Annotated in this window: 29 protein-coding genes, 1 pseudogene and 1 riboswitch; of the genes and pseudogenes, 21 read left to right on the top strand and 9 right to left on the bottom strand. The window is 43.4% G+C overall.

Annotated features, from left to right (window positions below):
* Nucleotides 1-64: 64 nt before the first annotated feature.
* The 4 genes from E4663_RS11930 to E4663_RS11915 all read left to right on the top strand — a co-directional run bounded on the left by E4663_RS11930 (nucleotide 65) and on the right by E4663_RS11915 (nucleotide 2,957).
* On the top strand, nucleotides 65-430 hold the full coding sequence (locus E4663_RS11930; RefSeq protein WP_135327780.1) for a rhodanese-like domain-containing protein: 366 nt from the start codon (nucleotides 65-67) through the stop codon (nucleotides 428-430).
* Between the two features lie 12 nt (nucleotides 431-442).
* Nucleotides 443-802, top strand: a complete 360-nt coding sequence (locus E4663_RS11925; RefSeq protein ID WP_135327779.1) for a rhodanese-like domain-containing protein — start codon at nucleotides 443-445, stop codon at nucleotides 800-802.
* A gap of 389 nt (nucleotides 803-1,191) precedes the next feature.
* A complete protein-coding gene (locus E4663_RS11920) occupies nucleotides 1,192-2,367 on the top strand; it encodes a ParM/StbA family protein (protein WP_079477682.1) in 1,176 nt (391 codons plus the stop codon).
* Nucleotides 2,368-2,378: 11 nt separating this feature from the next.
* A complete protein-coding gene (locus E4663_RS11915) occupies nucleotides 2,379-2,957 on the top strand; it encodes a hypothetical protein (protein WP_135327778.1) in 579 nt (192 codons plus the stop codon).
* Between the two features lie 28 nt (nucleotides 2,958-2,985).
* On the opposite strand, the gene E4663_RS11910 is transcribed toward E4663_RS11915, so the two are convergent.
* The gene (locus E4663_RS11910; RefSeq protein ID WP_135327777.1) at nucleotides 2,986-3,234 is read right to left on the bottom strand and encodes a DNA alkylation repair protein; all 249 of its coding nucleotides are present in this window, start codon (nucleotides 3,232-3,234) and stop codon (nucleotides 2,986-2,988) included.
* A 179-nt stretch (nucleotides 3,235-3,413) separates the two neighbouring features.
* On the opposite strand from E4663_RS11910, the gene E4663_RS11905 reads away from it, so the two are divergent.
* From E4663_RS11905 to E4663_RS11865, 8 genes are all read left to right on the top strand, one after another.
* On the top strand, nucleotides 3,414-3,953 hold the full coding sequence (locus E4663_RS11905; protein WP_135327776.1) for a hypothetical protein: 540 nt from the start codon (nucleotides 3,414-3,416) through the stop codon (nucleotides 3,951-3,953).
* Nucleotides 3,928-4,584: a response regulator gene (locus tag E4663_RS11900; protein ID WP_135327775.1), complete on the top strand. Its 657-nt coding sequence runs from the start codon at nucleotides 3,928-3,930 to the stop codon at nucleotides 4,582-4,584. Before E4663_RS11905 ends, E4663_RS11900 begins: the two co-directional genes overlap by 26 nt.
* Nucleotide 4,585: 1 nt before the next feature.
* Nucleotides 4,586-5,014 carry a hypothetical protein gene (locus E4663_RS11895; protein ID WP_135327774.1) on the top strand — a complete coding sequence of 143 codons (429 nt, stop codon included), beginning with the start codon at nucleotides 4,586-4,588 and terminating at the stop codon, nucleotides 5,012-5,014.
* A gap of 1 nt (nucleotide 5,015) precedes the next feature.
* On the top strand, nucleotides 5,016-6,356 hold the full coding sequence (locus E4663_RS11890; protein ID WP_193554847.1) for a PAS domain-containing sensor histidine kinase: 1,341 nt from the start codon (nucleotides 5,016-5,018) through the stop codon (nucleotides 6,354-6,356).
* 322 nt (nucleotides 6,357-6,678) lie between these two features.
* Entirely contained in the window at nucleotides 6,679-7,152 is a 474-nt protein-coding gene (locus E4663_RS11880) for a cytochrome c oxidase subunit II (protein ID WP_079477690.1), read from the top strand.
* Entirely contained in the window at nucleotides 7,149-8,807 is a 1,659-nt protein-coding gene (locus E4663_RS11875; protein WP_193554846.1) for a b(o/a)3-type cytochrome-c oxidase subunit 1, read from the top strand. Before E4663_RS11880 ends, E4663_RS11875 begins: the two co-directional genes overlap by 4 nt.
* Nucleotides 8,808-9,003: 196 nt before the next feature.
* Complete coding sequence (locus E4663_RS11870; protein WP_079477691.1) at nucleotides 9,004-9,303, top strand: YrhK family protein; 300 nt, start codon at nucleotides 9,004-9,006, stop codon at nucleotides 9,301-9,303.
* Nucleotides 9,304-9,536: 233 nt separating this feature from the next.
* Nucleotides 9,537-11,435, top strand: coding sequence for an LTA synthase family protein (locus tag E4663_RS11865; protein WP_135327773.1), 1,899 nt, complete (start codon nucleotides 9,537-9,539; stop codon nucleotides 11,433-11,435).
* Between the two features lie 390 nt (nucleotides 11,436-11,825).
* Here the strand turns inward: E4663_RS11865 and E4663_RS11860 are convergent, their stop codons facing one another.
* From E4663_RS11860 to E4663_RS11830, 7 genes are all read right to left on the bottom strand, one after another.
* A complete protein-coding gene (locus tag E4663_RS11860) occupies nucleotides 11,826-12,602 on the bottom strand; it encodes a sulfite exporter TauE/SafE family protein (RefSeq protein ID WP_079477693.1) in 777 nt (258 codons plus the stop codon).
* Nucleotides 12,603-12,709: 107 nt separating this feature from the next.
* Complete coding sequence (locus E4663_RS11855; protein ID WP_135327772.1) at nucleotides 12,710-12,937, bottom strand: sulfurtransferase TusA family protein; 228 nt, start codon at nucleotides 12,935-12,937, stop codon at nucleotides 12,710-12,712.
* 66 nt (nucleotides 12,938-13,003) lie between these two features.
* Entirely contained in the window at nucleotides 13,004-14,134 is a 1,131-nt protein-coding gene (locus E4663_RS11850) for an MBL fold metallo-hydrolase (RefSeq protein ID WP_135327771.1), read from the bottom strand.
* Between the two features lie 40 nt (nucleotides 14,135-14,174).
* Complete coding sequence (locus tag E4663_RS11845) at nucleotides 14,175-14,741, bottom strand: sulfurtransferase TusA family protein (protein ID WP_079477696.1); 567 nt, start codon at nucleotides 14,739-14,741, stop codon at nucleotides 14,175-14,177.
* Nucleotides 14,742-14,787: 46 nt separating this feature from the next.
* A complete protein-coding gene (locus E4663_RS11840) occupies nucleotides 14,788-15,084 on the bottom strand; it encodes a rhodanese-like domain-containing protein (RefSeq protein WP_135327770.1) in 297 nt (98 codons plus the stop codon).
* Nucleotides 15,085-15,098: 14 nt separating this feature from the next.
* Nucleotides 15,099-15,578, bottom strand: coding sequence for a DsrE/DsrF/DrsH-like family protein (locus E4663_RS11835; RefSeq protein ID WP_135327769.1), 480 nt, complete (start codon nucleotides 15,576-15,578; stop codon nucleotides 15,099-15,101).
* Between the two features lie 59 nt (nucleotides 15,579-15,637).
* Nucleotides 15,638-15,895 (bottom strand): metal-sensitive transcriptional regulator, encoded by a 258-nt coding sequence (locus E4663_RS11830; RefSeq protein WP_135327768.1) that lies wholly within the window; start codon nucleotides 15,893-15,895, stop codon nucleotides 15,638-15,640.
* 193 nt (nucleotides 15,896-16,088) lie between these two features.
* On the opposite strand from E4663_RS11830, the gene E4663_RS11825 reads away from it, so the two are divergent.
* Nucleotides 16,089-16,811, top strand: a complete 723-nt coding sequence (locus E4663_RS11825) for a DUF421 domain-containing protein (RefSeq protein ID WP_241657186.1) — start codon at nucleotides 16,089-16,091, stop codon at nucleotides 16,809-16,811.
* A 23-nt stretch (nucleotides 16,812-16,834) separates the two neighbouring features.
* On the opposite strand, the gene E4663_RS11820 is transcribed toward E4663_RS11825, so the two are convergent.
* Entirely contained in the window at nucleotides 16,835-17,218 is a 384-nt protein-coding gene (locus E4663_RS11820; RefSeq protein WP_135327767.1) for a DUF302 domain-containing protein, read from the bottom strand.
* Between the two features lie 173 nt (nucleotides 17,219-17,391).
* Nucleotides 17,392-17,507, top strand: a riboswitch (SAM riboswitch).
* A gap of 86 nt (nucleotides 17,508-17,593) precedes the next feature.
* Between E4663_RS11820 and E4663_RS11815 the strand changes: the two genes are divergently transcribed.
* From E4663_RS11815 to E4663_RS11780, 8 genes and pseudogenes are all read left to right on the top strand, one after another.
* Entirely contained in the window at nucleotides 17,594-18,622 is a 1,029-nt protein-coding gene (locus tag E4663_RS11815) for a methionine ABC transporter ATP-binding protein (protein WP_135327766.1), read from the top strand.
* Nucleotides 18,612-19,274, top strand: a complete 663-nt coding sequence (locus E4663_RS11810) for a methionine ABC transporter permease (protein WP_079477702.1) — start codon at nucleotides 18,612-18,614, stop codon at nucleotides 19,272-19,274. Before E4663_RS11815 ends, E4663_RS11810 begins: the two co-directional genes overlap by 11 nt.
* A gap of 12 nt (nucleotides 19,275-19,286) precedes the next feature.
* On the top strand, nucleotides 19,287-20,114 hold the full coding sequence (locus E4663_RS11805; protein ID WP_135327765.1) for a MetQ/NlpA family ABC transporter substrate-binding protein: 828 nt from the start codon (nucleotides 19,287-19,289) through the stop codon (nucleotides 20,112-20,114).
* Nucleotides 20,115-20,127: 13 nt separating this feature from the next.
* Complete coding sequence (locus tag E4663_RS11800) at nucleotides 20,128-21,315, top strand: M20 family metallopeptidase (protein WP_135327764.1); 1,188 nt, start codon at nucleotides 20,128-20,130, stop codon at nucleotides 21,313-21,315.
* A gap of 68 nt (nucleotides 21,316-21,383) precedes the next feature.
* Nucleotides 21,384-22,127 carry a Cof-type HAD-IIB family hydrolase gene (locus E4663_RS11795; protein ID WP_135327763.1) on the top strand — a complete coding sequence of 248 codons (744 nt, stop codon included), beginning with the start codon at nucleotides 21,384-21,386 and terminating at the stop codon, nucleotides 22,125-22,127.
* 137 nt (nucleotides 22,128-22,264) lie between these two features.
* Entirely contained in the window at nucleotides 22,265-23,413 is a 1,149-nt protein-coding gene (locus E4663_RS11790) for an acyl-CoA dehydrogenase family protein (RefSeq protein ID WP_135327762.1), read from the top strand.
* Between the two features lie 12 nt (nucleotides 23,414-23,425).
* Nucleotides 23,426-24,586 (top strand): annotated as a pseudogene (locus tag E4663_RS11785) (thiolase family protein).
* On the top strand, nucleotides 24,583-25,350 hold the full coding sequence (locus tag E4663_RS11780; RefSeq protein WP_079477708.1) for a 3-hydroxyacyl-CoA dehydrogenase: 768 nt from the start codon (nucleotides 24,583-24,585) through the stop codon (nucleotides 25,348-25,350). The pseudogene E4663_RS11785 and the gene E4663_RS11780 overlap by 4 nt, the downstream one beginning before the upstream one ends.
* The last annotated feature ends 10 nt before the right edge of the window (nucleotides 25,351-25,360 follow it).

The following is a 25,360-nucleotide window of genomic DNA, read 5'->3' as shown; positions in this document are numbered from 1 at the left end:
GTTGACACTTATACCCTTGTAGGTATATGATGAATAAGGATTATAGTTAGAAAGGAAGATCTAAATGAGTATTGTTGCAATTGGAATTGGTGTTTGTGTGCTATTGTTCTTCCTAAATCGTTATATGCCCGTTACCGGTGTAAAGCCGTTACAAATAGAAGAATGGGATGATGAAGTGGTGCTCTTAGATGCAAGAGACTATCAGACATCCAGTCGTGATATAGTCCAAGATGCTTACTGCATTCCGCTTTCTTACCTGAATCGTCATCACCGGGACTTACCAGATAAAGAGATTGTCCTTATCGTTCGAGACCATGTAGAGAAAAACTTATGCACGAGATTGTTACGTAGAAAAGGATACCGTGTTGTAGGATATACATTAGCTTGCGATGTGGAAGATCAACAAGTTCCATGCATTTGTGGAGAGTAGGGGGGAAGAATTATGGATTTGTTTCAATGGGTTATTGCTCTAGTGTTTGTATTTCTTATTGTGAAGTGGCTTATGCCTGCTAAAGGGATATCTACTATATCTGGAGCAGAAGTGCAGCAATTAACGAAGGATAAAAAGACGCAGTTCATCGACGTCAGAACGACTGGTGAGTTCAAACGTAACCACAGAAAACCTTTTAAGAATATCCCGCTTTCCGATCTTAATAAACGGTCGAGCGAGTTAAATAAAGAAGAAAGCATTGTTTTACTATGTCAGAGTGGCATGAGAAGTATGAAGGCAGCGAAGCAGTTGAAAAAGCAAGGGTTCACGAAAATTATAAACGTGAGAGGCGGCTTAGGAGGCTGGCAGTAGAGTGAAAAAGACTTCACTCTATTTTTTTTGAAAAAAATTAAGAAAAAAACAAAACTTAGCCCGGCTTCTAATACAGGGAGAATAGAACAAAGTCCGTGATTTTGTGGAGAAATATGTATAATTATTCGGGATAATGTAGACGTACACATATATGTATTCTTGCAAACAAATTGTGTACAATATGTTTGCAAATACGTTTACTTGTGTACAAAAGCGTATGCAGGCTGTTATATCAATGTGTTTGCGTGTTTGTACTCAAGTAAACGTTATTGTACACATGTAAGCAAAATTGGGTACACCGAATGGCGCATTGACTATTTTTTGATAGTTTATTAGATTTAACTTAGTAAGATCCAAAATCTAGTAACTTCTCAAAGGAGAGCTGATTCATGACAAAATCAAGAATTGCTGCGGTTGATGTAGGAAACGATGCGGTGAAGGCAAACTTTGGAAAACTCGAGTCTTCTTTATATATTCCGAACGTTATTGCAAGAGATTTAGAAGACCGACCTGTTATCGGTATAGAAGAATTAGACGAGAAAGATCCACTCGATAATCTACACATTCGAGTGCATTCACCGGCATTAAGAGAAAACAATGCCATCTACCGTGTAGGGAACCTAGCTACGAAGACAACGAACTCGACAGAGCTTGACCCAGGTAGTTATAAGTCGGAGGAAGACCAGACATTAGTAATGTTATTCGCTGCTCTTGCATTAGATTCCGTTTCTTTAAAAGATGCTCAATCAGCCAAAAATAACGTAATTGAATCTAACTATACATTAGGAACAGGGCTTCCTTTACGTGAAGTAAAAGAAGGTAAAGATGTAGGGTACCGCTCTCAGCTGTTAGGCTCTGTCCACCAAGTAGAATTCCTTGTCACGCCGAGATATCAAGGAATCAAAGTGAACTTGAAATTCGATGAAGTGAAGGTGTACCCAGAGGGGTTTGCAGCTTATGTGAACTTAGTAATGGATAACGATTTGAATGTTATTAATAAAGAGTTGATTGATAAACAGATCCTAATTCAAGATATCGGTGGATTGTCTACTGACATAGCAGTAATTCGCAACCGTAACGTCGATGATGACAAGGCTCAAGGCTTCAATTTGGGTGTTTCTGAGTCGCTTGAAATGATCCGAGATGAGATCTTAACTAAACACGGCGTTGAATTAGACAGCCGTCGTGATGTTGTAGACATCATCACGCGTAAGAATGACCGCCATCATATTATGGTGCGAGGCAGCCGGACGAATGTCCATGACATTACGGACCGTATTCTGCTCGAGCTAGCGAAGAAACAGTACCGCTACTTAAGAAACGTATGGCAGAAGAACTCTCAGTCGGAGATCTGCTACTTCGTAGGTGGAGGTTCTGCCGTCTTAAAAGAGTACATTAAAACGTTGAACAATAAGCTGGATGGTTATAACATCGAATTCTTTGAAGATGAGAATGAAAGTATCTGGATGATGGCTAATGCGTATTACAAATTAATTGCTGACTTTATTCGTAAGAGTGAAAAACAAGCGAAAAAAGAACAGCAAAAAGCCTCATCGAATAAATAAGGTGATAGTTAATGAGCCAATCTAGGAAGCGTGTAGAGAGGGGACAATCGATTACATTTCGAGTCCCCTCGGATACACCTGATCATTTATTAAAACAGCTCACTCACTTGAAAGAGACGGAGAGAAGGAATTTTTCGAGTAAAATCGCTCAATTCGTTCTGGAAGGGGTGAACCAGTCCTTATCGAGAGAAAAAGAGACTATTACCGTCCCCCTCCCTAAATCCCTCTCAAAAGAACAGCGGAATTGGATTAAACATGAACATTCCGAAGCCCTCATTGGAAGTATTTTATACCAATTGTTAATGGACCCTATGCGAGCAACTTCATTGCTTGCTTCTCTGAATAGTAATACGGCGGATATCGATGAAGCGCTCTACTTACAAGAGGAGGCGGCTTCTGAGGAAGTCGATGAGCCAGTCATCCCAGATGAGCCTGAAGAACCTCTTTTCACCGATGATAGTCAAGATTTAGATGATGTGAGTTTAGATAGCTTACAAGCTGACCTTCATTCTGCACAAGAAGATGCTGTAGAAGAGGACGACGAGGATGATGATCCGCTAGGGGATTTCCTATCAAGAATGAACCAATAAGAAAAGAAGCCGATTTAGGCTTCTTTTTTTAATCTAAACGATTATGTTCTGCAAAAGCTGCGAAAGACTTCTCATCTTCAATCAATCCGCATGCCCCGCACTGTACTTTGATTTCTGGACCTTGATAAGCAGCGTGAAAGGCATCTTGTTCACCGGGTCCATATTCCTGAACAACGTCCCCGCTTCTCGGATCCATTTTGACGGATTTCGGATTTTGCTCAATGATGTTGAAGCGTGAACGATTCGTTTTACAGCTTGGACACAAATAAGCTGGCATATGTCCCACCTCCTTCCATTAGTCATGCCCAGTTCTTGAAACTTTATGAAGGTTTTTCAGTATAAAAAATAAGGGGAGTCCCTAATAGGGTGCCTTCCGAATTCCTTGTATAATATAGTAAATAAAACGATTTTTGGTGAGGTGAAGAGATGCACTCCTCGTTCGAACCAACAAACTTAATGGGGTATTATGAGCATTCGTTGATGGAAGTGGCAGAGGATTTACATGAAAGGTACGCACAGTTGTTAACCAGCGTATTAGCCTATATGGAAATGGACGAATCGAAGCAAGAAGAAGCGGAGCGTGTAGTACGTTATGTTATAAGTGATATGAGAAACCGTTCGACAGAAATTTTCCCTCATGTTTCTTATCACAAAGAGACATATTTGCATGTAGCCGCGTTCCTCCAGGTATTAGAGAAAAAGCATGGGGTACTTGTCTCCTATAAAGGAGAAAAGCTGCTGCCACTGAGTGAGATGAAATCCTTTCGGCAGCTTCAGCGGGTTGTCACAAAGATGTTTGATTACAACGTTCAGGCAATCGATGTCATGGTTTTAGAAGGAGAGTGGTCTGTTCGGTTCTCATTAGAGGAGGAATTTGTTCCTTGTTTATTGAATGGAACAGACATAAAAGCAAGTGTAGACGTCCAAGCCAAAGAAGTAATGTGGCACTGGGGAAGGGAGGAGACGCGCGATGATCCGAATCATCATTGTAGATGACCATGCAGTGGTACGATCAGGGCTGAAGATGCTTTTGAATGCTCAGAAAGACATGGAAGTGATTGGAGAGGCATCTGAAGGCGATGAAGCATATCAGCAAGTGGAAGATAAAGCCCCACAAGTGGTTTTGATGGATCTATCAATGCCCCACGGTAAAGACGGACTATCTGCCACCTCGGAAATAAAAAAACACTTTCCAGATACGCATATATTGATTTTAACGATGCACGATGACGAAGAGTATTTATTTAGAGGGATAGAGCTCGGTGCATCTGGGTGTATCCTTAAGAGTGCCCCTCATGAGGAGCTGATGAAAGCGATCAGACAAGTGAGTCAAGGGGACGCTTACTTGTATCCTTCTGCAACGAAACGTTTGATGGAGGATTATATGAATAAGATAAAGCAAGGCGGTCAAGTGGATTCTTATCGTTCTCTGACAGACCGGGAACGAGAAGTGCTGGCTCTCGTCGCAAAGGGATATGCGAATAAAGATATCGCAGAGAAATTAATCATCAGTGTAAAGACCGTCGAAGCGCACAAGGCACGCGTAATGGAAAAGCTTCAGTTGAAAACGCGTCCAGAACTCGTGGAGTACGCTTGGAAAAAGGGCCTAATCGGGTATACAAGGTGATATGATGATCCACATCAATGAATTGTTTAAAGAACTGCAAATGGCATCAAACGCTGACTTTCTGGCAATTGCGCTAATGGATCATGATATAGGGAAAATCAAATGGATGTATGCTCATAATGCTTTAAATGAAAAGTATAAAGCTATGGAAATCTCCTATGGGCGCGGTGTTGCTGGTAGAGTGATGCAGGTCGGGACAGCATGGTTGTGTTCTTCCAAAAAGGAATGGACACAGAAACCGTCTGAATACCCTATCTTGATGTCCGAAAAAATCGAGAGTTTTGTTGCCATTCCCTTAGAAACCTATCGTTTTCCTATCGGAGTGTTGCTCATCGGTTACCGTAAGGAGGTCATATTGCCGGAAAGAAAGGTCTTTGAGCCCTATGTAAAGCAACTTGATCAATGGATAAGAGAAGAGGTGAAAGGGTAGTATGAAGCAACATTCTGATCGTGTGTCTACGCAAGTCGACCAAAAAGAAGGGATGATCCTTATTAATGCTGAAGGACTGGTGGAACAGTTGAATGCGAAAGCGGAATCCCTTCTTCAAATAAAGGGTCATCCCCTACATATAGAGAATCTCTTTTTGGATTTTCCACTGGATGAGCTTGAAACATGCGAGAAAGGAACAGTGATCCAGCGCTATATCAAGCCAGCGGATCGCCCTCCCTTTCCTGTCTTCCTAGTGGTCCATCCCCTTTCCATATCAGAACGGGACTCCTATATCATCACCATTCAAAACCTTGTGCAAAGAAGTCACCTGGATCATCAGTTTTATGAACCTTTGAAAGAATTGATAGACGTAAAATATGCTTTGGATGAGTCCTCTATAGTAGCCGTAACGGATCAAAGAGGGGTCATCCGGTATGCGAATAAGAAGTTCTGTGAGGTCTCTAAATACAGTCTTGAAGAGATCATCGGAAAAGACCATCGCATCCTGAATTCAGGACATCATTCCAAAGCTTTCTTTAAGAATCTTTGGAGAACGATCGGGTTCGGTGAGGTATGGAAAGGCGAAATCAAGAATCGAGCGAAAGATGGAAGTTACTACTGGGTGGACACGACGATTGTTCCGTTCTTGAAAGAGAACGGAAAACCTTATCAATACCTGGCCATTCGAAATGAAATAACAGAGCGGAAACGTGTGGAGCAGGAGTTACAACATATGATGACCCGGTTCGTGGATGTACAGGAAGAGGAGAAGCGTAAATTCTCTCGTGAGCTCCATGATGGAGTAGGTCAAGAACTATACAGTCTCTTGATCAGTGTGCACCGTCTGATGCAGGATGTGGATCACCCTTTGCTCGAGCAGCTTGAGGCAGATACGAGTGGTCTTATTCAAAGCGTGAGAGACATGTCTTGGGAATTGAGGCCACCTGCATTGGATGAACTTGGGCTGATGCCTGCTGTTCGCTCCTTCGTAAATCGTATGGACAATTCATATGATATTCGGGTACACCTATATGCCGATTATAGTTACCGTTTGAGCAATGATGTAGAAACGACCATCTATCGTGTTATTCAAGAGGCCCTGACGAATGTGCGTAAGTATGCTCAAGTCACAGAAGCGGTTGTTTCCATCAAGGAAACAAGTGATTCCATACAACTTTCCATCATAGATGAGGGAGTTGGAATCAGAGAGGACGAAAGACGTAAAGGGGTAGGTCTATTCAGTATGGAAGAGAGGGCACGCTCTGTAGGAGGAACGCTATGTGTGACTTCTCCGTTAAATGGTGGGACTAAGGTCGAGTTGGAAATACCTAAGCTACGCTGACTTCACTCTTACACCTGCAATTTGAACATTTATCCTATTCAGTACATGAAAGCCTGAGAAATCAGGCTTTTTTTATGTTCAAAAACGAAATTCAGGGATTACGAGAAGCAACTTGTAGGGGATTCCCCAATCATTTTTGAGACTTTTGCACGATACAATAATGGTAAGTAATTACATAAAGGGGATGGGGTTGGATGAAGAAATCGCAGCAACCTAGTTTGAAAGGGACGCTCATCAGTGTTTTCTTTGTTGGTTTTATTATCGTTTTAATGTGGGTTAGTATTTACTTTCTTTACGTCAGTCGTTTATAGGAGGGAAAGGCATGCATTTGCACAAATATGAAAAGATCTGGTTAGCATTCGGTATTATATCGTTGATCGTTTTTCTTAGTGTCGTCGGCGTCAGTGCTTTTCACCAAGGAAACACCCCATCAGGAGGTCATATGACAATCGATCCTAACAAGGTGAGAGAAACGGCTCCTTTCGACCAGACAGGGTTACATGAGAGGTCGGATGGAACGTATGAAATGGTGATTATTTCACAAGCATTCGGATACGATGCAGGAGATTGGAAAGTACCTGTGGGCAAAGAAATCACCTTCACGTTAACGAGTGAAGATGTTACCCATAGCTTTTCGATCGTCGGTACCAATGTAAACATGATGGCAATACCAGGCCAAGTAAACCACAAGAAGCATACGTTCAAAGAACCTGGTAAGTATTTAATCATTTGTAATGAGTATTGCGGGTCGGGGCATCATTTTATGAGTGCAGAAATTGAGGTGGTCGAGTCATGAATCAATCTATGAATCTACCAAATGATCGTCGATTGCCATTGGCAAATACGGCGGTTGCCTATGCGGCTTTTCTTATAGGAACGCTATGTGGTTTGCTACAAGTCTTTATTCGAAATGATGCGCTAACCCTTCCTGGGTGGCTGGATTATTATCAGATCCTCACAGCACACGGTCTATTACTTGCTATCGTATTTACAACGTTCTTTATTTTTGCCTTTTTCCAAGCGGGAACGAGTAAAGCTTTGGGGCAATTCGGTCCTCGTGTAATCCTGTGGAACTGGATCGGCTTCTGGATCACATTGCTTGGTACGCTACTCGTAGTAGTCATGGTAGTCTCCGGTCAGGCATCGGTGCTGTACACCTTTTATGCGCCTCTGCAGGCTCATGGACTCTTCTATGTAGGGCTAGCCTTGTTCGTCATTGGCACATGGGTTCAGGGGTTTGCTCTAATCGGGCATTATGTGAAATGGAGACGCGCCAATAAGGGACAATTGAGTCCTCTGTTCGCCTTCATGACCGTTGCTACTATTATTCTTTGGGTTATTGCCTGTTTAGGTGTTGTAGCCACTGTATTGTTCCAGTTCATCCCTTGGGCGTTCGGTTGGACAGATGGAATCAATGTGGAACTTAGTCGATCCTTATTCTGGTACTTCGGTCATCCGCTCGTGTATTTCTGGCTGTTACCTGCCTATATGGCATGGTACGTCGTCGTTCCGAAGCTGATCGGTGGAAAAGTGTTCAGCGACTCGCTTGCTCGTCTATCCTTTGTGTTATTTATACTATTTTCGATTCCTGTAGGATTTCACCACCAGCTGACTGAACCAGGTATCGCAAGCTTTTGGAAGTTTCTACAAACGGTTTTGACGTTTATGGTCATCATTCCATCCCTTATGACAGCTTTCTCCCTATTTGCTACTTTCGAAACGAGAGGCCGTCAATTAGGTGGTAAAGGCTTATTCGGGTGGATCACGAAGCTTCCTTGGAAAGACGTACGGTTCACATCGATCTTGATTGCAATGCTCTTCTTCATTCCAGGTGGAGCTGGGGGAATTATCAACGCAAGCTTTCAAATGAATGAACTGGTGCATAACACGCTCTGGGTGGTTGGTCATTTTCACATCACAGTGGGTACACCTGTTGCTATGACGTTTTTCGGCCTAACGTTTTGGTTTATCCCATATTTAACAGGAAGACAGTTCACAAAGAACTTGCAGCGACTTGCATTCTTACAAATCTTTACGTGGTCGATAGGGATGCTTCTGATGAGTACGGCACAGCATATGTTGGGGTTACTTGGTGCCCCAAGACGTACCGCCTACACCGGCTATGCTCATGAAGACGCCCTCGCGTGGTTTGAAGGAGTTTTATCGAATCACGTCATTATGGCTGTGGGAGGTTCGATCCTCTTCTTGTCAGCGTTATTGCTCATTTACATCGTCATTCAACTATGGTGGTTCGCACCTGTATCAGACCAGGAAAGCAAAATGACGTTTCCGATGGCGGAAAGTGATGTGTCTGGTACCCCGGCACTACTTGAAAATTGGAAAGTGTGGATCGGGATTGCCTTTGTCCTTATTGCTCTTGCATACACGATTCCGTTAAGCGAGATTATTCAACATGCACCACCAGGGTCCGGACGTTTCCAAACATGGTAGAGGAGGGGTCGTAATGACATTTGCTTTCGCAGTGACGATTTCATTGACGATTATGTTTGTCATTCTAAGCGCCATCATTGTGGAGCTCCAAACCGAAGAGTAATCAAGAGCCGGGTGAATGCCCGGCTCTTATTTATTGTTGTGAAAGTACATAGAAGTAAAGCGAAAAGGGTATTCCAACAATGGAGGTGATTGGATGGCTGAGCAAGCAGATGCCCAAAAACATACAAAGGACCAGTATGTCGAAATCAAGATGGGAGGTCACGGGATATTTTTCAAAAAGAATTATGAAACGTGGTACACAGTCAACGATTTCCTGCTGGGAGTATGGTTCCTAGTCGGAAGTATCTTCTTTTATTTTGAGGCATTGAAAACATGGGGTGTCACCTTGTTTGTCTTAGGTAGTTTGCAAATGTTGATCCGACCGACCATTCGATTGATCCATCGATTCCATTTGAAACGACATTATGAGAAAGAGTATGAAAAAAGGCAGTAGCTGCTACGGGGGATAGCAGCTACTGCCTTTTTAAGACCTACGAAGGTAAATTACAATATGCGGTACATACTAGTAAAAAATGTATTTCATAGTGCTTATGTTCGATTTTTACGTTACAAACCGTTGATAAATCAGTAACAAATGTGTCAGATTATTTAAACTACATATTTTTTATACAAAAAAGCTGTTTTATGCGTTAAAATTGGGTAATGTAAATTTACGGAGGTTTTACAATGTTTACATTCAAAAAATATATGAACAAACAAACAGCAATGAAATTAGCAATTTATGCCGTCATCATCGGGATTTTCTGGATTAAAATGTCCTATATACAAGGTAACATCTTTTCATTAAAGGTAGAGAATGCGAATGAGGCCTCGATCCTTGCCTTTAACCCACTCAGCAGTATCTTCTTGATCTTCGGTATCGGGATCTTGCTAGGTGGACGTAAAGGAATGTTCGTTTCCTATATTCTTGGCTCTATCCTGCTTTATGTCAACATCCTATTTTACCGTGAGTACAATGACTTTATCACGATACCGATGTTGAACCAAGTAGCGAACTTGGCGGACCTTGGGGGAAGTATCACAACCATCCTTTCTCCGACAGATATCTTTTTATTCGTCGATGTTCTGATTGCAGCTTTTCTATTATTCTACTTAAACCCTGAGAAACTTACACAGTTCATGCCAAAGCGCCGCGAAGGATTGATTTTGGCTATTGTTGCGATTCCCCTGTTCATTGTGAACCTACAGTGGGCAGAGACGGAGCGTACGGACTTACTTGAGCGTACCTTCGACCGTAATATGCTTGTGAAGTATATCGGTTTGATCAACTACCACGTTTATGATGCTGTACTTCAAGGTAAGACGGAAATGACGAAGACTTTAGCTGATAGTAACGAACTGGTGCCTGTCATCAACTACTTGAATGAAAAGAAAGAAGAAGACAGTGATCGATTGGAAGGTGTCGCAGAAGGCAAGAACGTTATTGCCATCTCCATGGAGAGTACACAGACGTTTGTAGTGGACAACACTTTGCATGGTGAAGAACTGACACCATATTTCAACGATATGAAAGAAGAAGGAATCTATTTCGATAATTTCTATCACCAAGTAAAACAGGGGCGTACATCAGACTCTGAATTCCTTTTAGCAAACTCTATGTATCCTCTTAACCGCGGAGCCGTCTTCTTTACACACTCTGAAAACGAGTATCAAGGGCTTCCTAACCTGCTGAGTGACAATGGATATTTCACGAATGTCATGCACGCGAATGATAAGACATTCTGGAACCGTAACGTGATGTATGATTCATTAGGTTACGATGATTTCTTCTCGAAAGAAGATTATGAAATTACTCCTGAGAAGTCGTTCGGGTGGGGCTATTTGGATGAGTACTTCTTCTTGGACTCTTTAGATAAGATGAAACAAATGGATAAACCGTTCTATTCGAAACTAATTACGCTTACAAACCACTACCCATTCGATTTGCCGGAAGATAAGAAGTTGATCGAAGAGGGAGAAACGAATAGTGGAACACTGAACCGTTATTTCCAGACGATTCGTTATCAGGATGAAGCGTTGAAACAGTTGGTAGAAGAATTTAAACAGTCCAATCTTTATGATAATACGATTCTCGTAATCTACGGAGACCACTTCGGAATTTCTGAAAACCACCAGAAAGCGATGGGACAGTATTTGGACAAAGAGATTAACGACTATGAACAGTTCCAATTACAACGTGTTCCGTTGTTGATCTATGGTAAAGGAATCGATGCAGAGAAGAACCATACAGTCGGTGGACAGGTCGACCTTCGTCCGACACTGACGAATCTGTTAGGCATCGAAGACCCGAACCCAGTCCAATTTGGTCATGACCTGATGGACCCAGAGCGTCGTCAACTGATGATCACACGTGATGGCGACTTCGCCAATGAAGACTATGTTGGTATTCAAGGAGTCTGCTACGACCGTGAAACGGGTGAAGAAGTAGAAGCAGATGCTTGTGCAGAAGGATTTGAGAAAGCACAGGAAGAGCTTGAGATGTCTGATGAAGTCATCTACGGCGACCTGCTGCGCTACTTGGACGAAACACAAATGCTTGATGAAGAAGCAACTACGGAAGAATAAAAGGTAGAACAGCCTCCACTATGTGTGGAGGCTGTTTTTTTTGCTTTAGAGACAGTACAGAGGGCGTTTTTTGTATTTGCTAGTGTCATGGTGCCTTTTTGTTTCGGAAAGAGAGTGAGAGTTGCTCTATTAGCCATATTAGAGGAAGTGTTGGTGGAGGAGGTCGAATATCAAGTAGTTGATCGACGTTTCTCTTGTTCAAGGGGCAGTAACTGTCGTATATCGGTTCTAATGGCGACCAAATATAAGAAACCTTATGGCAAAACGTCGATATACTCATTCCAATACGCCGCTTTGAGGAAAGATGTTAATATAAGACATCGTAAAGTCCAATCTTCATCTTGCATAATAAAACAAGCTGCTTCCATTACAGAAGCAGCTTGTTCACACTTACAATACGTCCATCCAAACCTTGATGGTCGTACCGAGAATAAGTAGTGCAAGAATTGTTTGTAGCACTTTCGTATTCACTTTCTTACCTGCCATGGCTCCAAGTGGAGAGGCAATGAGACTTGCAACGACCATGATTGCTGCAGGCAAGTAATCCACTTGTCCAGTTGTGATTTTACCGACGGTCGCTCCGATTGATGAAATCAATGTAATCGCAAGGGAGGAAGCGATCGTCATGCGTGTAGGGATTTTCAGTACAACAAGCATGATCGGTACAAGTAGGAAGGCACCTGCTGCTCCGACGATACCTGCCCCGATCCCTACAATCAGTGCTAGTACAGCGGCTAACCCTTTGTTAAAGGTTACACTTTCGAGATCCTGATCATCCAAGCCTTTTCTCGGAATGAACATCATAACCGTTGCGATGAGAGCAAGTATGCCGTACACAAGGTTAATGCCGTTTTCACTCATGAAGCGAGAACCATATCCACCGATGAAACTACCAATTAAAATGCTCACACCCATATACATGATCAGCGATTTATTGAGATATCCGCCTTTACGATAAGCCCATACGCCACCAATTGTGGCGAAGAAGACCTGTACTGCACTAATGCCGGATACTTCGTGCGCTGTAAAAGCTGTGAAACCTACCATGGGGGGTATATATAAAAGCATCGGATACTTGATTATTGAACCTCCAATACCAAGCATTCCGGAAATATAAGAACCTGCAAAACCTATAAGAAAAATTGTAATGATTAATCCAAACTCCATAATGGTAAACCTCCTTGAAAAAAGGGAACCGTTGCAAGGTTCCCTTTAGTTGATAGTGGAGGCGTGTTGCAGATAGGAATCATTCCTTACGCGCCTCCATTCATTATTTAGCCTTTTTTGATCCAGAATTTATATACACCGTTGTCCTCTTGGTCTTCAAGCAGTTCGTGGCCGCCTGATTTCACCCATGCAGTCAAATCGCTTTTAGCGCCTGCATCTGTTGCGTGTACTTCAAGTACTTCACCAGATTCTACTTCTTTCATGGCTTTTTTAGTTCTTACGATAGGCATTGGGCAAGCTAATCCTTTTGCGTCTAGTACTTTTGCTACGTTCATTGTAAATACCTCCAAAATGTTTGTTGTTGTATTCTTCTTACATTCGAGCGATTTCTAAGCTGCTACTTAGCGTACGGCACAGCGGTTTGGTCCAATTTCCATTTCGCGCTGTTTTTCATCTTCTGGGTTAATTTTACCCATGTTTGTTTCGCGGATCTCTTGGTACGCATTTGGTTGTGGTGGCAAGTTCTCTGTCACCATTTTTCTAAATTCGTCTTGGTCGTCAATGTTCAAACCGTGGTTCTTCTCGAAAAGAACGCCCAGTTTCTCTGCAACAGTTCCGTCCTCGTTCAGCTCATCCATGATCATGAAGTGAGCGGGAAGCACGATGAGTTCGTCAGAAAGCTCTTGGTAACGAGTATAGAGTGTTTCGCGTAGATCCATTACCCAGTCTTCCGCTTTACCAGCAAGGTCCGGACGACCGATAGAATCGATGAATAGGATATCCCCTGTCATCAAGTATTGGTTATCTACAACAAAGGAAGTGGATCCGATTGTGTGACCTGGAGAATAGATTGCGTTGATATCGATTTGTGTGCTACCGATTGTAACGTGCTCTCCATCTTCTAGTTTTGCATAATCGAATGTTACTTCAGTCGCGTCTTTTGGTGGTAGCCAGTACGTGCCACCTGTTTGCTCAGCGAGCGTGCGTCCACCGGAAATGTGGTCAGCATGAAGGTGAGTGTCAAAGATGTGCTTGATTTCAACACCTAGTTCTTTTGCAAAGTTGACATATACATCTGTCATACGTGTTGCGTCGATTACAGCTGCTTCGCCGTTTGAAACGACCATGTAGGATAGGCAGCCTTTACCGATACGTACGAACTGGTAGAGTTCACCGCCGTCCTTCAAATCGTTTACTTTGATTGGCTCAAGGTGTTCACTCCATGCTTTCATGCCGCCTTCTAGAGAATAGACGTTAGTAAAGCCTTCATCTACAAGCATTTCGCCTACCATTTGGGAGGAACCACCTTTGGCGCAAACGACAAGTACGTCTTTATCCTTTGGTAGATCATCCATGATTTCTTCTACACCATCAAGTAGATCGAAATAAGGTACGTTCATATAGTCGAAGCTGTCGCTTTCAATTTTCCAGTCTTGGAATGCATCTTCCGTACGCACATCAAGAATGAACATGTTTTCTTTATTCAATACTTTTTTAGCTACTTCTTTGACCGTCATTTCTTTAATAGCCATTCTCTGTTACCCCCTAAGGTATCTTTGTTTCGAAAAAAATTTATTGATTAGAAGTCTTATCAAAAGCCCATTCGCTCATGCCAGGCACCACGTTATATACTTTTGTGAAGCCTTTCTCTGAAAGCTTCTGAGCAGCCATATCACTACGGTTTCCTGTGCGGCAAACTACGTAGAGCTCTTTGTTTTCATCTAACTCTCCTGCGCGCTCATCTAGTTCGCCTAGTGGAATAGATGTAGCACCAGGGATGTGTTCGAATGCATACTCAGCAGACTCACGTACGTCTACAACGAGTGTGTCTTCACTGTCTAATGCTTTATTTAAATCGTCGTTACTCACAACGTTCGGGTGCTTTTTCTCTTGCGCGTCTTCATCGCCGGATTTACGGACGTAATGCTTCAGCACTTCTCCTTCTTCGATAGTTCCAAGGAATTGGTGACCAGCACTCTTAGCCCAAGCGGCAAGGTCCGCTTTGGAACCTTGATCTGTTGCAAGAACTTCAAGCACTTGACCTGCTTCAATATCTTTCATTGTCTTCTTTGTCTTTACAATAGGCATCGGGCACGCAAGGCCCTTCGCATCTAGAGAAAAATCAGTTTTAATGTCCATTTGTCATCCTCCTACAACCCGTGTGGGTATTAATTTGGTGATACGATTACTTAGTTGGACCTTCCCAGCTCATCATGCCGCCTTCCATGTTTGTCACATCGAAGCCTTTTTGTTCAAGGATTTGATATGCCTTTCCGCTACGTCCGCCAGAACGGCAAACCATAATATAAGATTTAGATGAATCCAGTTCACTAGCACGTTCTTCAATTGTTCCAAGTTTAATGTGCTGAGCTCCAGGAATCATTCCTTCTGCTACTTCTTCATCTTCACGCACATCAATGATGTTCAGATTTTCCCCTTGGTTTAGCTTCTGTTCTACTTCTTTTGGTTGAATTGTATTCATTGTTCATTTCCTCCTTAGATAAATAGGTTTACGTTTCCGTCTTCGGCATCGCCTAGGTAAGCGGCTACGCCAGCATATTCGATTTCATCAAGAAGTTCTGCTTTTTGCAAGCCGAGTAAATCCATAGTCATGGTGCAGGCAACTAGATTTACATCTTGTTCCTGAGCCATTTCGATTAAATCAGGAAGTGGCATTGCATTGTGTTTTTTCATAACGTTTTTAATCATTTTCGGACCGAAACCAGCATAGTTCATTTTAGAAATGCCCATTTTGTCGGCACCGCGAGGCATCATCTTTCCGAACATCTTCTCTAGGAAGTTTTTGTCGGCTTTAATCGGTTCATCCTTGCGTAGAGCGTTCAATCCCCAAAATGTGTGGAAGATTGTAACCTCGTGATCGTACGCAGCTGCTCCGTTGGCGATAATATAAGCAGCCATTGCTTTATCATAATCCCCACTGAACAGAATGATATTCGTTTTCTTTGTTTCAGACATGCTATTTCCTCCTTATATAGTACATATACACGTTAGGGTATTTATAAACGTAAAATTTTTTATCTGCTTTTGACAAGTAATTGAACTGCCTCGTTAATGGACTCTTCAGCGCTTTGGTCTTCCTCAGCATCCTGAATGCACTCCACAAGGTTGGAGCTCACGACAAGACCGACGGTACGATCAATCGCGCTTCTAGATGCAGATAGTTGAGTGATGACGTCTTTGCAGTCTTTTCCCTCTTCCATCATTTTTAGAACCCCGCGAAGTTGTCCTTCAATTCGTTTAATGCGATTTTTCATCGCGTCATTATATTCCATCGTTTGAACCTCCTTTTGTGGAGTGAATTTTTCTGTCCGTCTCGAACAGCACGTTTCTTATGATATACCCCCTTAGGTATAATGTCAACACTTTAAAACAACTTTTTTTAGATGCTAAGAAAAGCTACGATTCGGGCTTTTGTAATAGATGCGCGCATATAAGGAAAGAACTAGAGAAAAGGTGGTGTGTAGAGTGGAGGTTATAGAAGATTCCATTAAAGTAATAGGTAGAATAATTACAATTTTACCGTTATTGTTAGCTCTTACTCTGTACATGGGCAAACGTTCGGTAGGAGAACTTCCTGTATTCGATTTGCTCGTCTTACTAGTACTGGGCTCTGTGGTGGGAGCTGATATTGCGGATCCTGACATACAACATATCCATACTATTGTGGCTATGCTCGTGATAGCAATCTTACAAAAGGTCATCGTCTGGGCTAAATTAAATAACCGAAAGGTAGGGAAGTGGCTGACTTTTGAACCCACGGTGGTAATTTACAAAGGGAAACTAATCGAAAAGAACATCGCAAGCATCGATTATTCTATTGATAACATCTTAGGCATGTTGAGAGAAAAGGATGTATTTTTAGTTGAGAATGTAGAGCTTGCCGTCATTGAAGCAAATGGGATGTTGTCAGTGAAAAAGAGTGCAGAACAAGAAGCTGTAACTCGTTCTGATCAAGGGATTGTACATAGGGGTGGGGGTTATGAAATCCCGCTGATTCTTGATGGGAAAGTAGAAAATAAGGCTCTTCATGAGCTCGGAAAATCGAAAGAATGGCTGGATGAAGCACTTAGAGCTCTAGGAGTACTTGAATGCCAAAAAGTTTTTTATGCAGCTATTACAAATGAAGGGGAAATGACTGTAAACCTAAAAGGAGAACTCTCACCAAACATACCTCCTATAAAACATTAAAAGAGTCAGGCATAAGCCTGACTCTACACGCTCTTGTCCATGCATTCCATTAACCGTTTCTCAATATCTTCAGCAATAGCGTGGATGTCTTCATCCTCAACCATTTCAATCAAAGCGCTCGGTTTTGGCATGCCTATTTTCGTGGTGCCTTTATCATCATATACAACCATCTTACACGGTAGGAAATAACCTGCTAAAATATTTTGGGATAAGACACGCTGTGCTTCTTTCGGATTACAAACTTCAAGAATACGAAAGTCTTGATCGAAATCTAGACCTTTTTCGTTGAGTTTCCCTTTCAAATCAAAGTTCCATAGAACCCCGAATTGCTCTTCCTTCAGACTGGCTTCTAAGCTCTGCACGGCTTCTTCTAAGCCCTTGTCTGTTTCGACTGTATAGTGAAACATGTTCGATCTCCTCCTACAAATGGTTTCGATAGTATCATACCCGGCTTGGTATATAGTAAATCATATCTTTCCCTAATCGTACTAAAAATTAAGAAAATTTAACGATTTAAATTGACAAAGAAATTGATGTGTACTATGATTAGCTTCAACATTTCAAAAAAGAATATTCTTTCTTCTTATCCAGAGAGGTGGAGGGACTGGCCCTACGATACCTCGGCAGCGGGACTGATAATTACATCGGAAACTGTGCCAAATCCAGCAAGTGCAACTAGCGCTTGAAAGATGAGAAGGGACGGTTTCGTATATTACTGTGAAGCCCCTCTTCTACATCAAGTGGAAGAGGGGCTTCTTTTTATATCAAAAGGGGGGGAGACGATGATCGAGTTTCGTGACGTGTCAAAAGTTTATGACCATAACGGTAATGAATTAAGAGCCGTAGATCATGTAACTCTGAAAGTGGATAAAGGCGAGATCTTTGGCGTCATCGGTTTCAGTGGAGCTGGTAAAAGTACCTTAGTAAGGATGGTGAATCAGCTTGAGAAACCTACGGAGGGAAATATTTTGGTGGAAGGAGAGGACTTGACTAAGCTATCTAAACCTGAGGTGCGAAGGGTTCGAAAGCGTATAGGAATGATTTTTCAACATTTTAACTTACTAGAATCCAAGACCGTTCGCCATAACGTAGGATTCCCGTTAGCGCTCGTTGGAACACCTAAAAGGGTAATTCAAAAGCGAGTGACCGAAATCTTGGAGTTCGTGGGACTGGAAGACAAAGCGGATCAATATCCAGAGGAGTTATCAGGAGGGCAAAAACAAAGAGTGGGGATCGCAAGGGCGCTTGCCACATCACCTGATATTCTTCTTTGTGATGAAGCAACTTCGGCGCTTGATCCTGAAACGACTAAATCTATCTTGCAATTGTTGAAGAGAGTGAGGGATGAATACAACCTAACCATCTTAATGATTACCCACGAGATGAATGTAATCAAAGAAGTATGCGACAAGGTGGCGGTAATGGAGAAAGGGGCAGTTATTGAACAAGGTACTATATTCGAGTTGTTCTCTAACCCGCAGCATCAGACGACTCAAAACTTTATTCGAAGCGTCATCGAAAGTGATATTCCAGCTTCCATTCTAAGAGGGATAGAGAAGCGCGGGGCAGGTCGACATATTTATCGCGTTACATTCGTAAATGAGACGGCGGGGGAACCGATTTTATCGCAAGTATCGAAGCGGTTTGATGTTGATGTGAATGTTCTGTTTGGACAGATCACAGAACTACAGGGAATTCCTTTTGGACACTTAGTTGTAGAAATCCAAGGAGAAGATAAGGAAATAGTGAAAGCGATAGACCATATCCAATCAGCTGTAACTGTCCAGGAGGTGTATAGTCATGCAGGTTAACCTTATCGATTTTTGGCCGCGAATTTTAGAAGCTACTTATCAAACACTGTTGATGGTCGGCATATCTCTATTGGTAGCCACGTTGATCGGACTTCCCCTTGGTATAGCGTTAGTAGTGACAAAGCAGGGGGGACTATTAGAAAACAATTCGATATTCAACGGCTTAAGTGCTGTCGTCAACTTTTTCCGGTCCATTCCGTTTATTATCTTGCTCGTTGCTATCTTGCCGCTCACTAGGTTGATTGTAGGCACTTCGATTGGAACAGCAGCAGCTTCTGTCCCGCTTATCATCTTTTCTGCGCCTTATATTGCAAGACTCGTGGAGAGTAGTTTACTTGAGGTGAAAACGGGTGTAATTGAAGCGGCAGAAGCGATGGGAGCTACGCCTTGGCAGATCATTTGGCGCGTGTACATACCAGAAGCACTAAGTTCTATTGTTCTCAATCTAACTATTGCCACAATAGGACTTGTCGGGGCATCTGCCATGGCAGGCTTTGTCGGAGGTGGCGGACTGGGTGATTTAGCGATTTCCTATGGATATCAGAGGTTCGAAACAGACATTATGGTTGTGACCGTTTTGTTGCTTGTATTCATCGTTCAAGCAACCCAAATGGTTGGTAATCTATTATCTAAAAAAGCAAAAAGACAATAGGGGGTATTTTTTATGAAAAAATTGTGGATTGGAATTATTGTTTTACTTACAGTTGCGCTAATTACAGGGTGCTCTCAGACAGGAGATGCAGAAGAAGCGAAAACGATCAAAGTCGGTTTGAACGGTTCTGGGGTTCCGATCTGGGAAAAGGTCAAAGAGAAAGCTTCGGAAGAAAATATTGACATTGAGCTGGTTGAATTTGCAGATTATGTACGACCAAATATGGCTCTTGCGGACGGCGACATCGACTTGAACGCCTTTCAGACCGTTTCCTATTTCGATGCATTTATTGAAGAGCACGATCTTGATCTTGCACCAGTAGGAACGACACTTATCGCACCAATGGGGATTTACTCTGACAAATTTGAAGATGTAGAGCAGATTCCAGAAGGCAGTACGATCGCAATTCCAAAAGAAGCGACGAATATGGGAAGAGCATTGCTTCTCTTAGAGAAAGCTGGTCTCATCGGTCTACCCGAAAACTTTGATGGCAACGGTTCGATTGATAAAGTTCAAGATAACCCGAAAAATCTAACGTTTGAACCCATCGTTGCTGCACAAACACCTCGAGTACTGCCAGACGTTGCAGCTTCAATTATCAATAATGGAGTAGCCGTTGAGGCGGGATTCGTTCCAGTTGAGGATGCGGTCTTCATTGAAGACGACACAGCAGAACCTTATATCAATATTATTGCATCGAGAGCAGACGAAACAGATAAAGAAGTGTATCAGACCATCGTAGATCTATATCAACAAGAAGATGTAGCGAACCATATTAAAGAAGTCTACAACAACTCGTTGATTCCTACATTCGTACCTCTTGAGAATATTGGTTGGTAAAAGGAGAGATAAAATGAGCTCCATTGTGGAAGGTTCTATTCACGAAACAATACTACAATCTATCGAACAGAACAGACAAACGTATATTGAAACAAGCCACTATATTCATGACCATCCGGAAGTCGGCAATGAGGAGTACGTTGCCCAAGACACCTTATGCAGCCTTTTGGATACAGCAGGCTTCTCTATTGATCGAAAGATTCCAGAACACCCGACTGCTTTTAGAGCGGTTAAGAAAGGCACTTCGAATGGACCGAAAATCGGTTTAATAGCGGAATATGATGCACTGCCTGGTCTTGGACATGCATGTGGCCATAATATCATCGGTACAGCTTCTGTTGCGGCAGCGATCGCCCTTGGTGAGGTAGTGGAGGAAACCGGTGGAGAAATCGTTGTGCTAGGTACTCCTGCAGAAGAAGGTGGACCGAATGGTAGTGCCAAAGGAACCTTCGTTAGACATGGATTGGTTCAAGATCTCGACGCATGTATGATGGTTCACCCTCTTAGTCATACGACAGGTTCAGCACCGACTCTTGCTGTTGATCCGGTAGATTTCGAATTCTTCGGAAAGGCGGCGCACGCAGCGAGTAATCCGGAAGACGGGATCAATGCGTTAGACGGGATTCTACACTTGTATAATGGAGTGAATGCCCTTAGGGAGCATGTAACGGATGACGTTCGAATTCATGGAGTAATCCTAGACGGTGGTCAAGCACCTAATATCGTACCGGACTACGCAAGAGCTCGTTTTTTTATTCGTGCAGCAACGCGTGAATCGTGTGACAAATGGACAAAGAGGATCCAACAAATTGCCGAAGGTGCCAGTTTAATGACGGGTGCCGACTGGAAAATGACTCGAATTCAAAATGGAGTCGACAATTTCAAAGTCACTCCAAGCTTCGATAAGATTTTCAAACAAAAGATCGAGGCTCTCGGAGAAACGTATCTTTCCGAACGAAAAGGATTAGGGTCGACCGACGCAGGGAACATCAGTCAGGTCGTTCCTACCATCCACCCCTATATCAAGATTGGTCCGGAGTCGCTCGTTGCACACACGGATGCTTTTCGAGAGGCTGCTCGTTCTGAAGAAGCGGATCAAGCTTTGCTAAATGGCGGAACGGCATTAGCACAAACGGCGCTAGAACTATTACAAAATCCAGGATTAGTAGAGGAATTGAAAAAGGAGCACCAATCTGAATAGTCTATCGTTTTTGATCTTACCTCTTCTTGTATTAAAATAGAGAGGTACAAGAGAGGACGTGTATATAGATGGAAAAAGATATCAAATTAATCGCACTCGACTTAGACGGTACACTTGTAAGTCATGAGGGCGAAGTTTCAGAAGCAAACGAACAAGCAGTGAAAAAAGCGAAAGAAGCAGGCATTCACGTCGTGCTAAGTACGGGACGATCCTTGTCTCGTTGCCGTGATATCGCTGAATCCTTAGGAAGCTCTTCTTATATCGTCACGATCAACGGCGGGGAGATCTACGATCACGATTTCAATCTGGTTGAGCGTAATCGTTTAGATCGTAAGCACGTCAGAAGGTTGTGGGAGCTTAAGAAAGAACATGGACTGTACTTCTGGTCGTCCACCGTTCAAGGGCTGTTTAACGAGGTCGAACCTTTCGATAATGAAGTAGAAGATTATGATTGGTTGAAGTTCGGCTTCGATATTCAAGACGATGACGTTCGCGAAGTCATTTTGCAAGAGTTGAATGCAAACGAACATCTAGAAGTAACAAACTCTAGTCCTACCAATATTGAGATTAATCCAGTTGGTGTCAATAAAGCAGCAGCCTTAAAGAAGGTGACAAAGTTGTTGGACCTATCCATGGATGAGATCATGGCAGTAGGTGACAGCATGAACGACTTGGCTATGATCCGTGAAGCTGGCTTTGGCGTGGCAATGGGCAATGCTCAGGATGTCGTCAAAGAACAAGCAGATTACGTGACGGGATCCAACAAAGAAGACGGAGTTGCACAAGTCATTCATAAAGTGCTGGAAGGATAATAGCCAGGAGTCAGGGGGAACCCTGCCTCCTTTTTTTATATATTTTTGTAAGCGTTTTCCTTTCGGTGGAGGAATCCGCCTATCAAGCAAAGAATACTATACATAGATTTAGATATTTTCATCAGGAGGAGGGCGTTATGAAAGCATCGTACATAACAGAAGAACACGAGATTCTGCGTAAGTCTTTGAAGAAGTTTCTGCAGAAGGAAGCGGTCCCTTACTTCAAAGAGTGGGAGAAGAACGGGGAGATTCCTCGTTCTTTCTGGAGGAAGATGGGGACACAAGGTTATCTCTGTCCGTGGCTAGGTGAAGGGTACGGTGGGTTTGGAGCGGACTTCGGTTACTCTGTTGTCATTGATGAAGAACTTGAGAAAGTTGGTACAGGTACCATCGGGATCGGTCTGCACAACGATATTGTGGTCCCTTATATTCATGAATATGGGACGGAAGAACAAAAGAATCGTTGGCTGCCGAAGTGTACGACAGGCGAATGGATTACGGCGATTGCCATGACAGAACCAGGTGCCGGATCAGATTTAGCCTCGATTAAGACGACCGCTTACAAAGAGGGTGACTACTACGTGGTGAATGGAGAAAAAACGTTTATCACGAACGGAGTTCACGCGGATGCTGTAGTTGTCGTCTGTAAAACAGACCCAAATGCGAAGCCCGCACACAAAGGAATCAGTCTGTTAGTCGTGGAAAAAGGCACGACTGGATTTTCGCGAGGAAATAAGCTAGATAAAGTCGGGCTGCATAGCCAAGATACAGCAGAGCTCATCTTTGAAGATGCCAAGGTGCCGGTGGAAAACTTACTTGGTAAGGAAGGAGAAGGGTTCTACTATTTAATGAATCAGTTGCAACAGGAGCGGCTGATTGTAGGGATAGGGGCTATTGCGTCATGTGAGCGCATGCTGGAATTGACCATTCCCTACGTGAAAGAGAGGCAGGCTTTTGGACAATCGATTGCTTCTTTTCAAAATACGCAGTTCAAACTAGCGGAGCTGGCGACAGAAGTGGAGATTGGTAGAGCATTTCTCGACAGGACGATACAAGCCCACATGGATGGAGAGGATGTGGTGAAGGAAGTATCTATGTCGAAGTGGTGGACGACTGATTTAGTGAAGAAGGTTGCCTTGGAATGTATGCAGCTACATGGTGGGTACGGCTACATGGAGGAATATGAAATGGCGAGACGGTTCAGAGATGCACCTGTCACCGCTATTTACGCAGGATCTAATGAAATTATGAAGTCCATTATCGCAAAGAAATTGGGACTTACATAAGGAGGTTGTCGAATGGAAGAAGTAGTGATTGTTGAAGCAGTTCGTACCCCCGTAGGGAAGCGTAAAGGTAAATTTAGTAATACGAGGCCGGATGAATTGTTTGCCCTCGTATTAAAGGAGCTGATGAACCGAGCAGCTCTTGACCCAACACAAGTGGAAGATGTGATTGCAGGGTGTGTGACTCAGTCAGGTGAACAAGCTGGTGATCTTGCACGTATTTCTGCATTGATTGCTGGCTTCCCGATAGAAGTGCCTGGCGTGACCCTTGATCGGCAGTGTGGCTCCAGTCAGCAAGCTATTCATTTCGGTGCGCAGGCGATTGCCTGTGGGGATATGGACGTCGTCATTGCTGGTGGGGTCGAGAGCATGACGCGAGTGCCTATGTTTTCGAATCGACAAGGTGCTGAAGATAGCAAGAAGCTAACGGATCAGTATGAAATCATCAATCAAGGCATATCGGCTGAGCGAATTGCAGACAAGTGGAACTTATCCAAGGAAGAATTAGATGGGTATGCGGTGGAAAGCCACCAAAGAGCTCTTAAAGCTATGAAAGAAGGTCGCTTTGACCGAGAGTTGATGCCGGTTAAAGTTATGAATGAAAGCGGAGATGAAATGACGGTAACAGAGGACGAAGGTCCCCGTCCAGGAACCTCGCTTGAGGGGCTATCTCAGCTGAAGACAGTCTTCAAAGAGAACGGGAAGATAACAGCAGGAAATGCCAGCCAAATGAGCGATGGCGCGGCTGCTGTATTGTTGATGTCTCGTACGAAAGCGGAGTCACTTGGACTTAAACCGAGGTTCAGGGTTGTTTCGAGGGCGGTTGTAGGTTCCGACCCAACGCTTATGCTGACGGGACCACTTCAAGCGACTTAAAGCGCTTTGCAAAAAGCCGGACTTGGAGTGGAGGATATCGATTTATATGAGGTGAACGAAGCCTTCGCCCCTGTACCTCTATTCTGGATGAAAGAGACAGGTGTGGATCATGCCAAGCTGAACGTGAATGGAGGAGCGATTGCTCTTGGGCACCCATTGGGAGCAACAGGGGCTAAGCTTATGACGACTTTGATTCATGAATTGGAACGAACAGAAGGGCGATATGGCTTACTGGCAGTGTGTGAAGGTCTAGGCATGGCGAATGCGACCATTGTCGAGCGATTGGAGGACTCCAGATGAACCTTCATGAACTGGTAGCAGTTGTATCAGGCGGAGCCTCCGGGTTAGGCGAAGCAACCGCAAGATCTATTAGTGAGCGGGGAGGAAAGGTCGTTCTGGTTGATCGTGACAGACAGAAGGGAACGGCCCTTGCAGAACAGATCGGATCGCAGGCGATTTTCTGTGAAGCGGACGTAACCTCTGAACAAGATATTCGCTCTATGCTCGACCGGGCTTATGAAGTGTTCGGTCGCGTCAATGCACTGGTGAACTGTGCAGGGGTTGTGATTGGGGAAAAAGTGGTCGGACGAGACCAAGTCCACGATTTTGTATCCTTCAAAAAAGTGATGGACGTGAACGTCATGGGCACATTCAATATGATCAGGCTCATTTCGGAGAAGATGCAGCAGAACGAACCGAACGCCTTGGGAGAACGTGGCGTGATTATCAATACTTCTTCCATTGCGGCGTTTGACGGGCAAATTGGTCAAGCAGCCTACAGTGCCTCTAAAGGAGCTGTCGCTTCTATGACATTACCGATTTCCCGTGAGTTGGCAAGGTATGGGATAAGGGTGATGGCCATTGCTCCAGGGCTGTTTGAAACACCGATGTTTGAACAACTCCCGGAATCAGCGCGGGAAGCTTTAGGGCAGCAAACTCCTTTTCCAAAGCGTTTGGGTCAACCAGCAGAGTTTGCTCAACTGGTGTTAAGTATAGTAGAGAACACGATGTTGAATGGGGAGGTGATCCGCTTAGACGGGGCGATTCGTATGCAACCCAAATAAGCAGTCTTTC

Source organism: Halobacillus salinus, from assembly GCF_004684905.1.
In the GTDB taxonomy this organism is placed as follows: domain Bacteria; phylum Bacillota; class Bacilli; order Bacillales; family Halobacillaceae; genus Halobacillus; species Halobacillus salinus.
The sequence above is the reverse complement of the archived record's forward strand: the minus strand, read 5'-3'. Positions and strand labels throughout refer to the sequence as shown.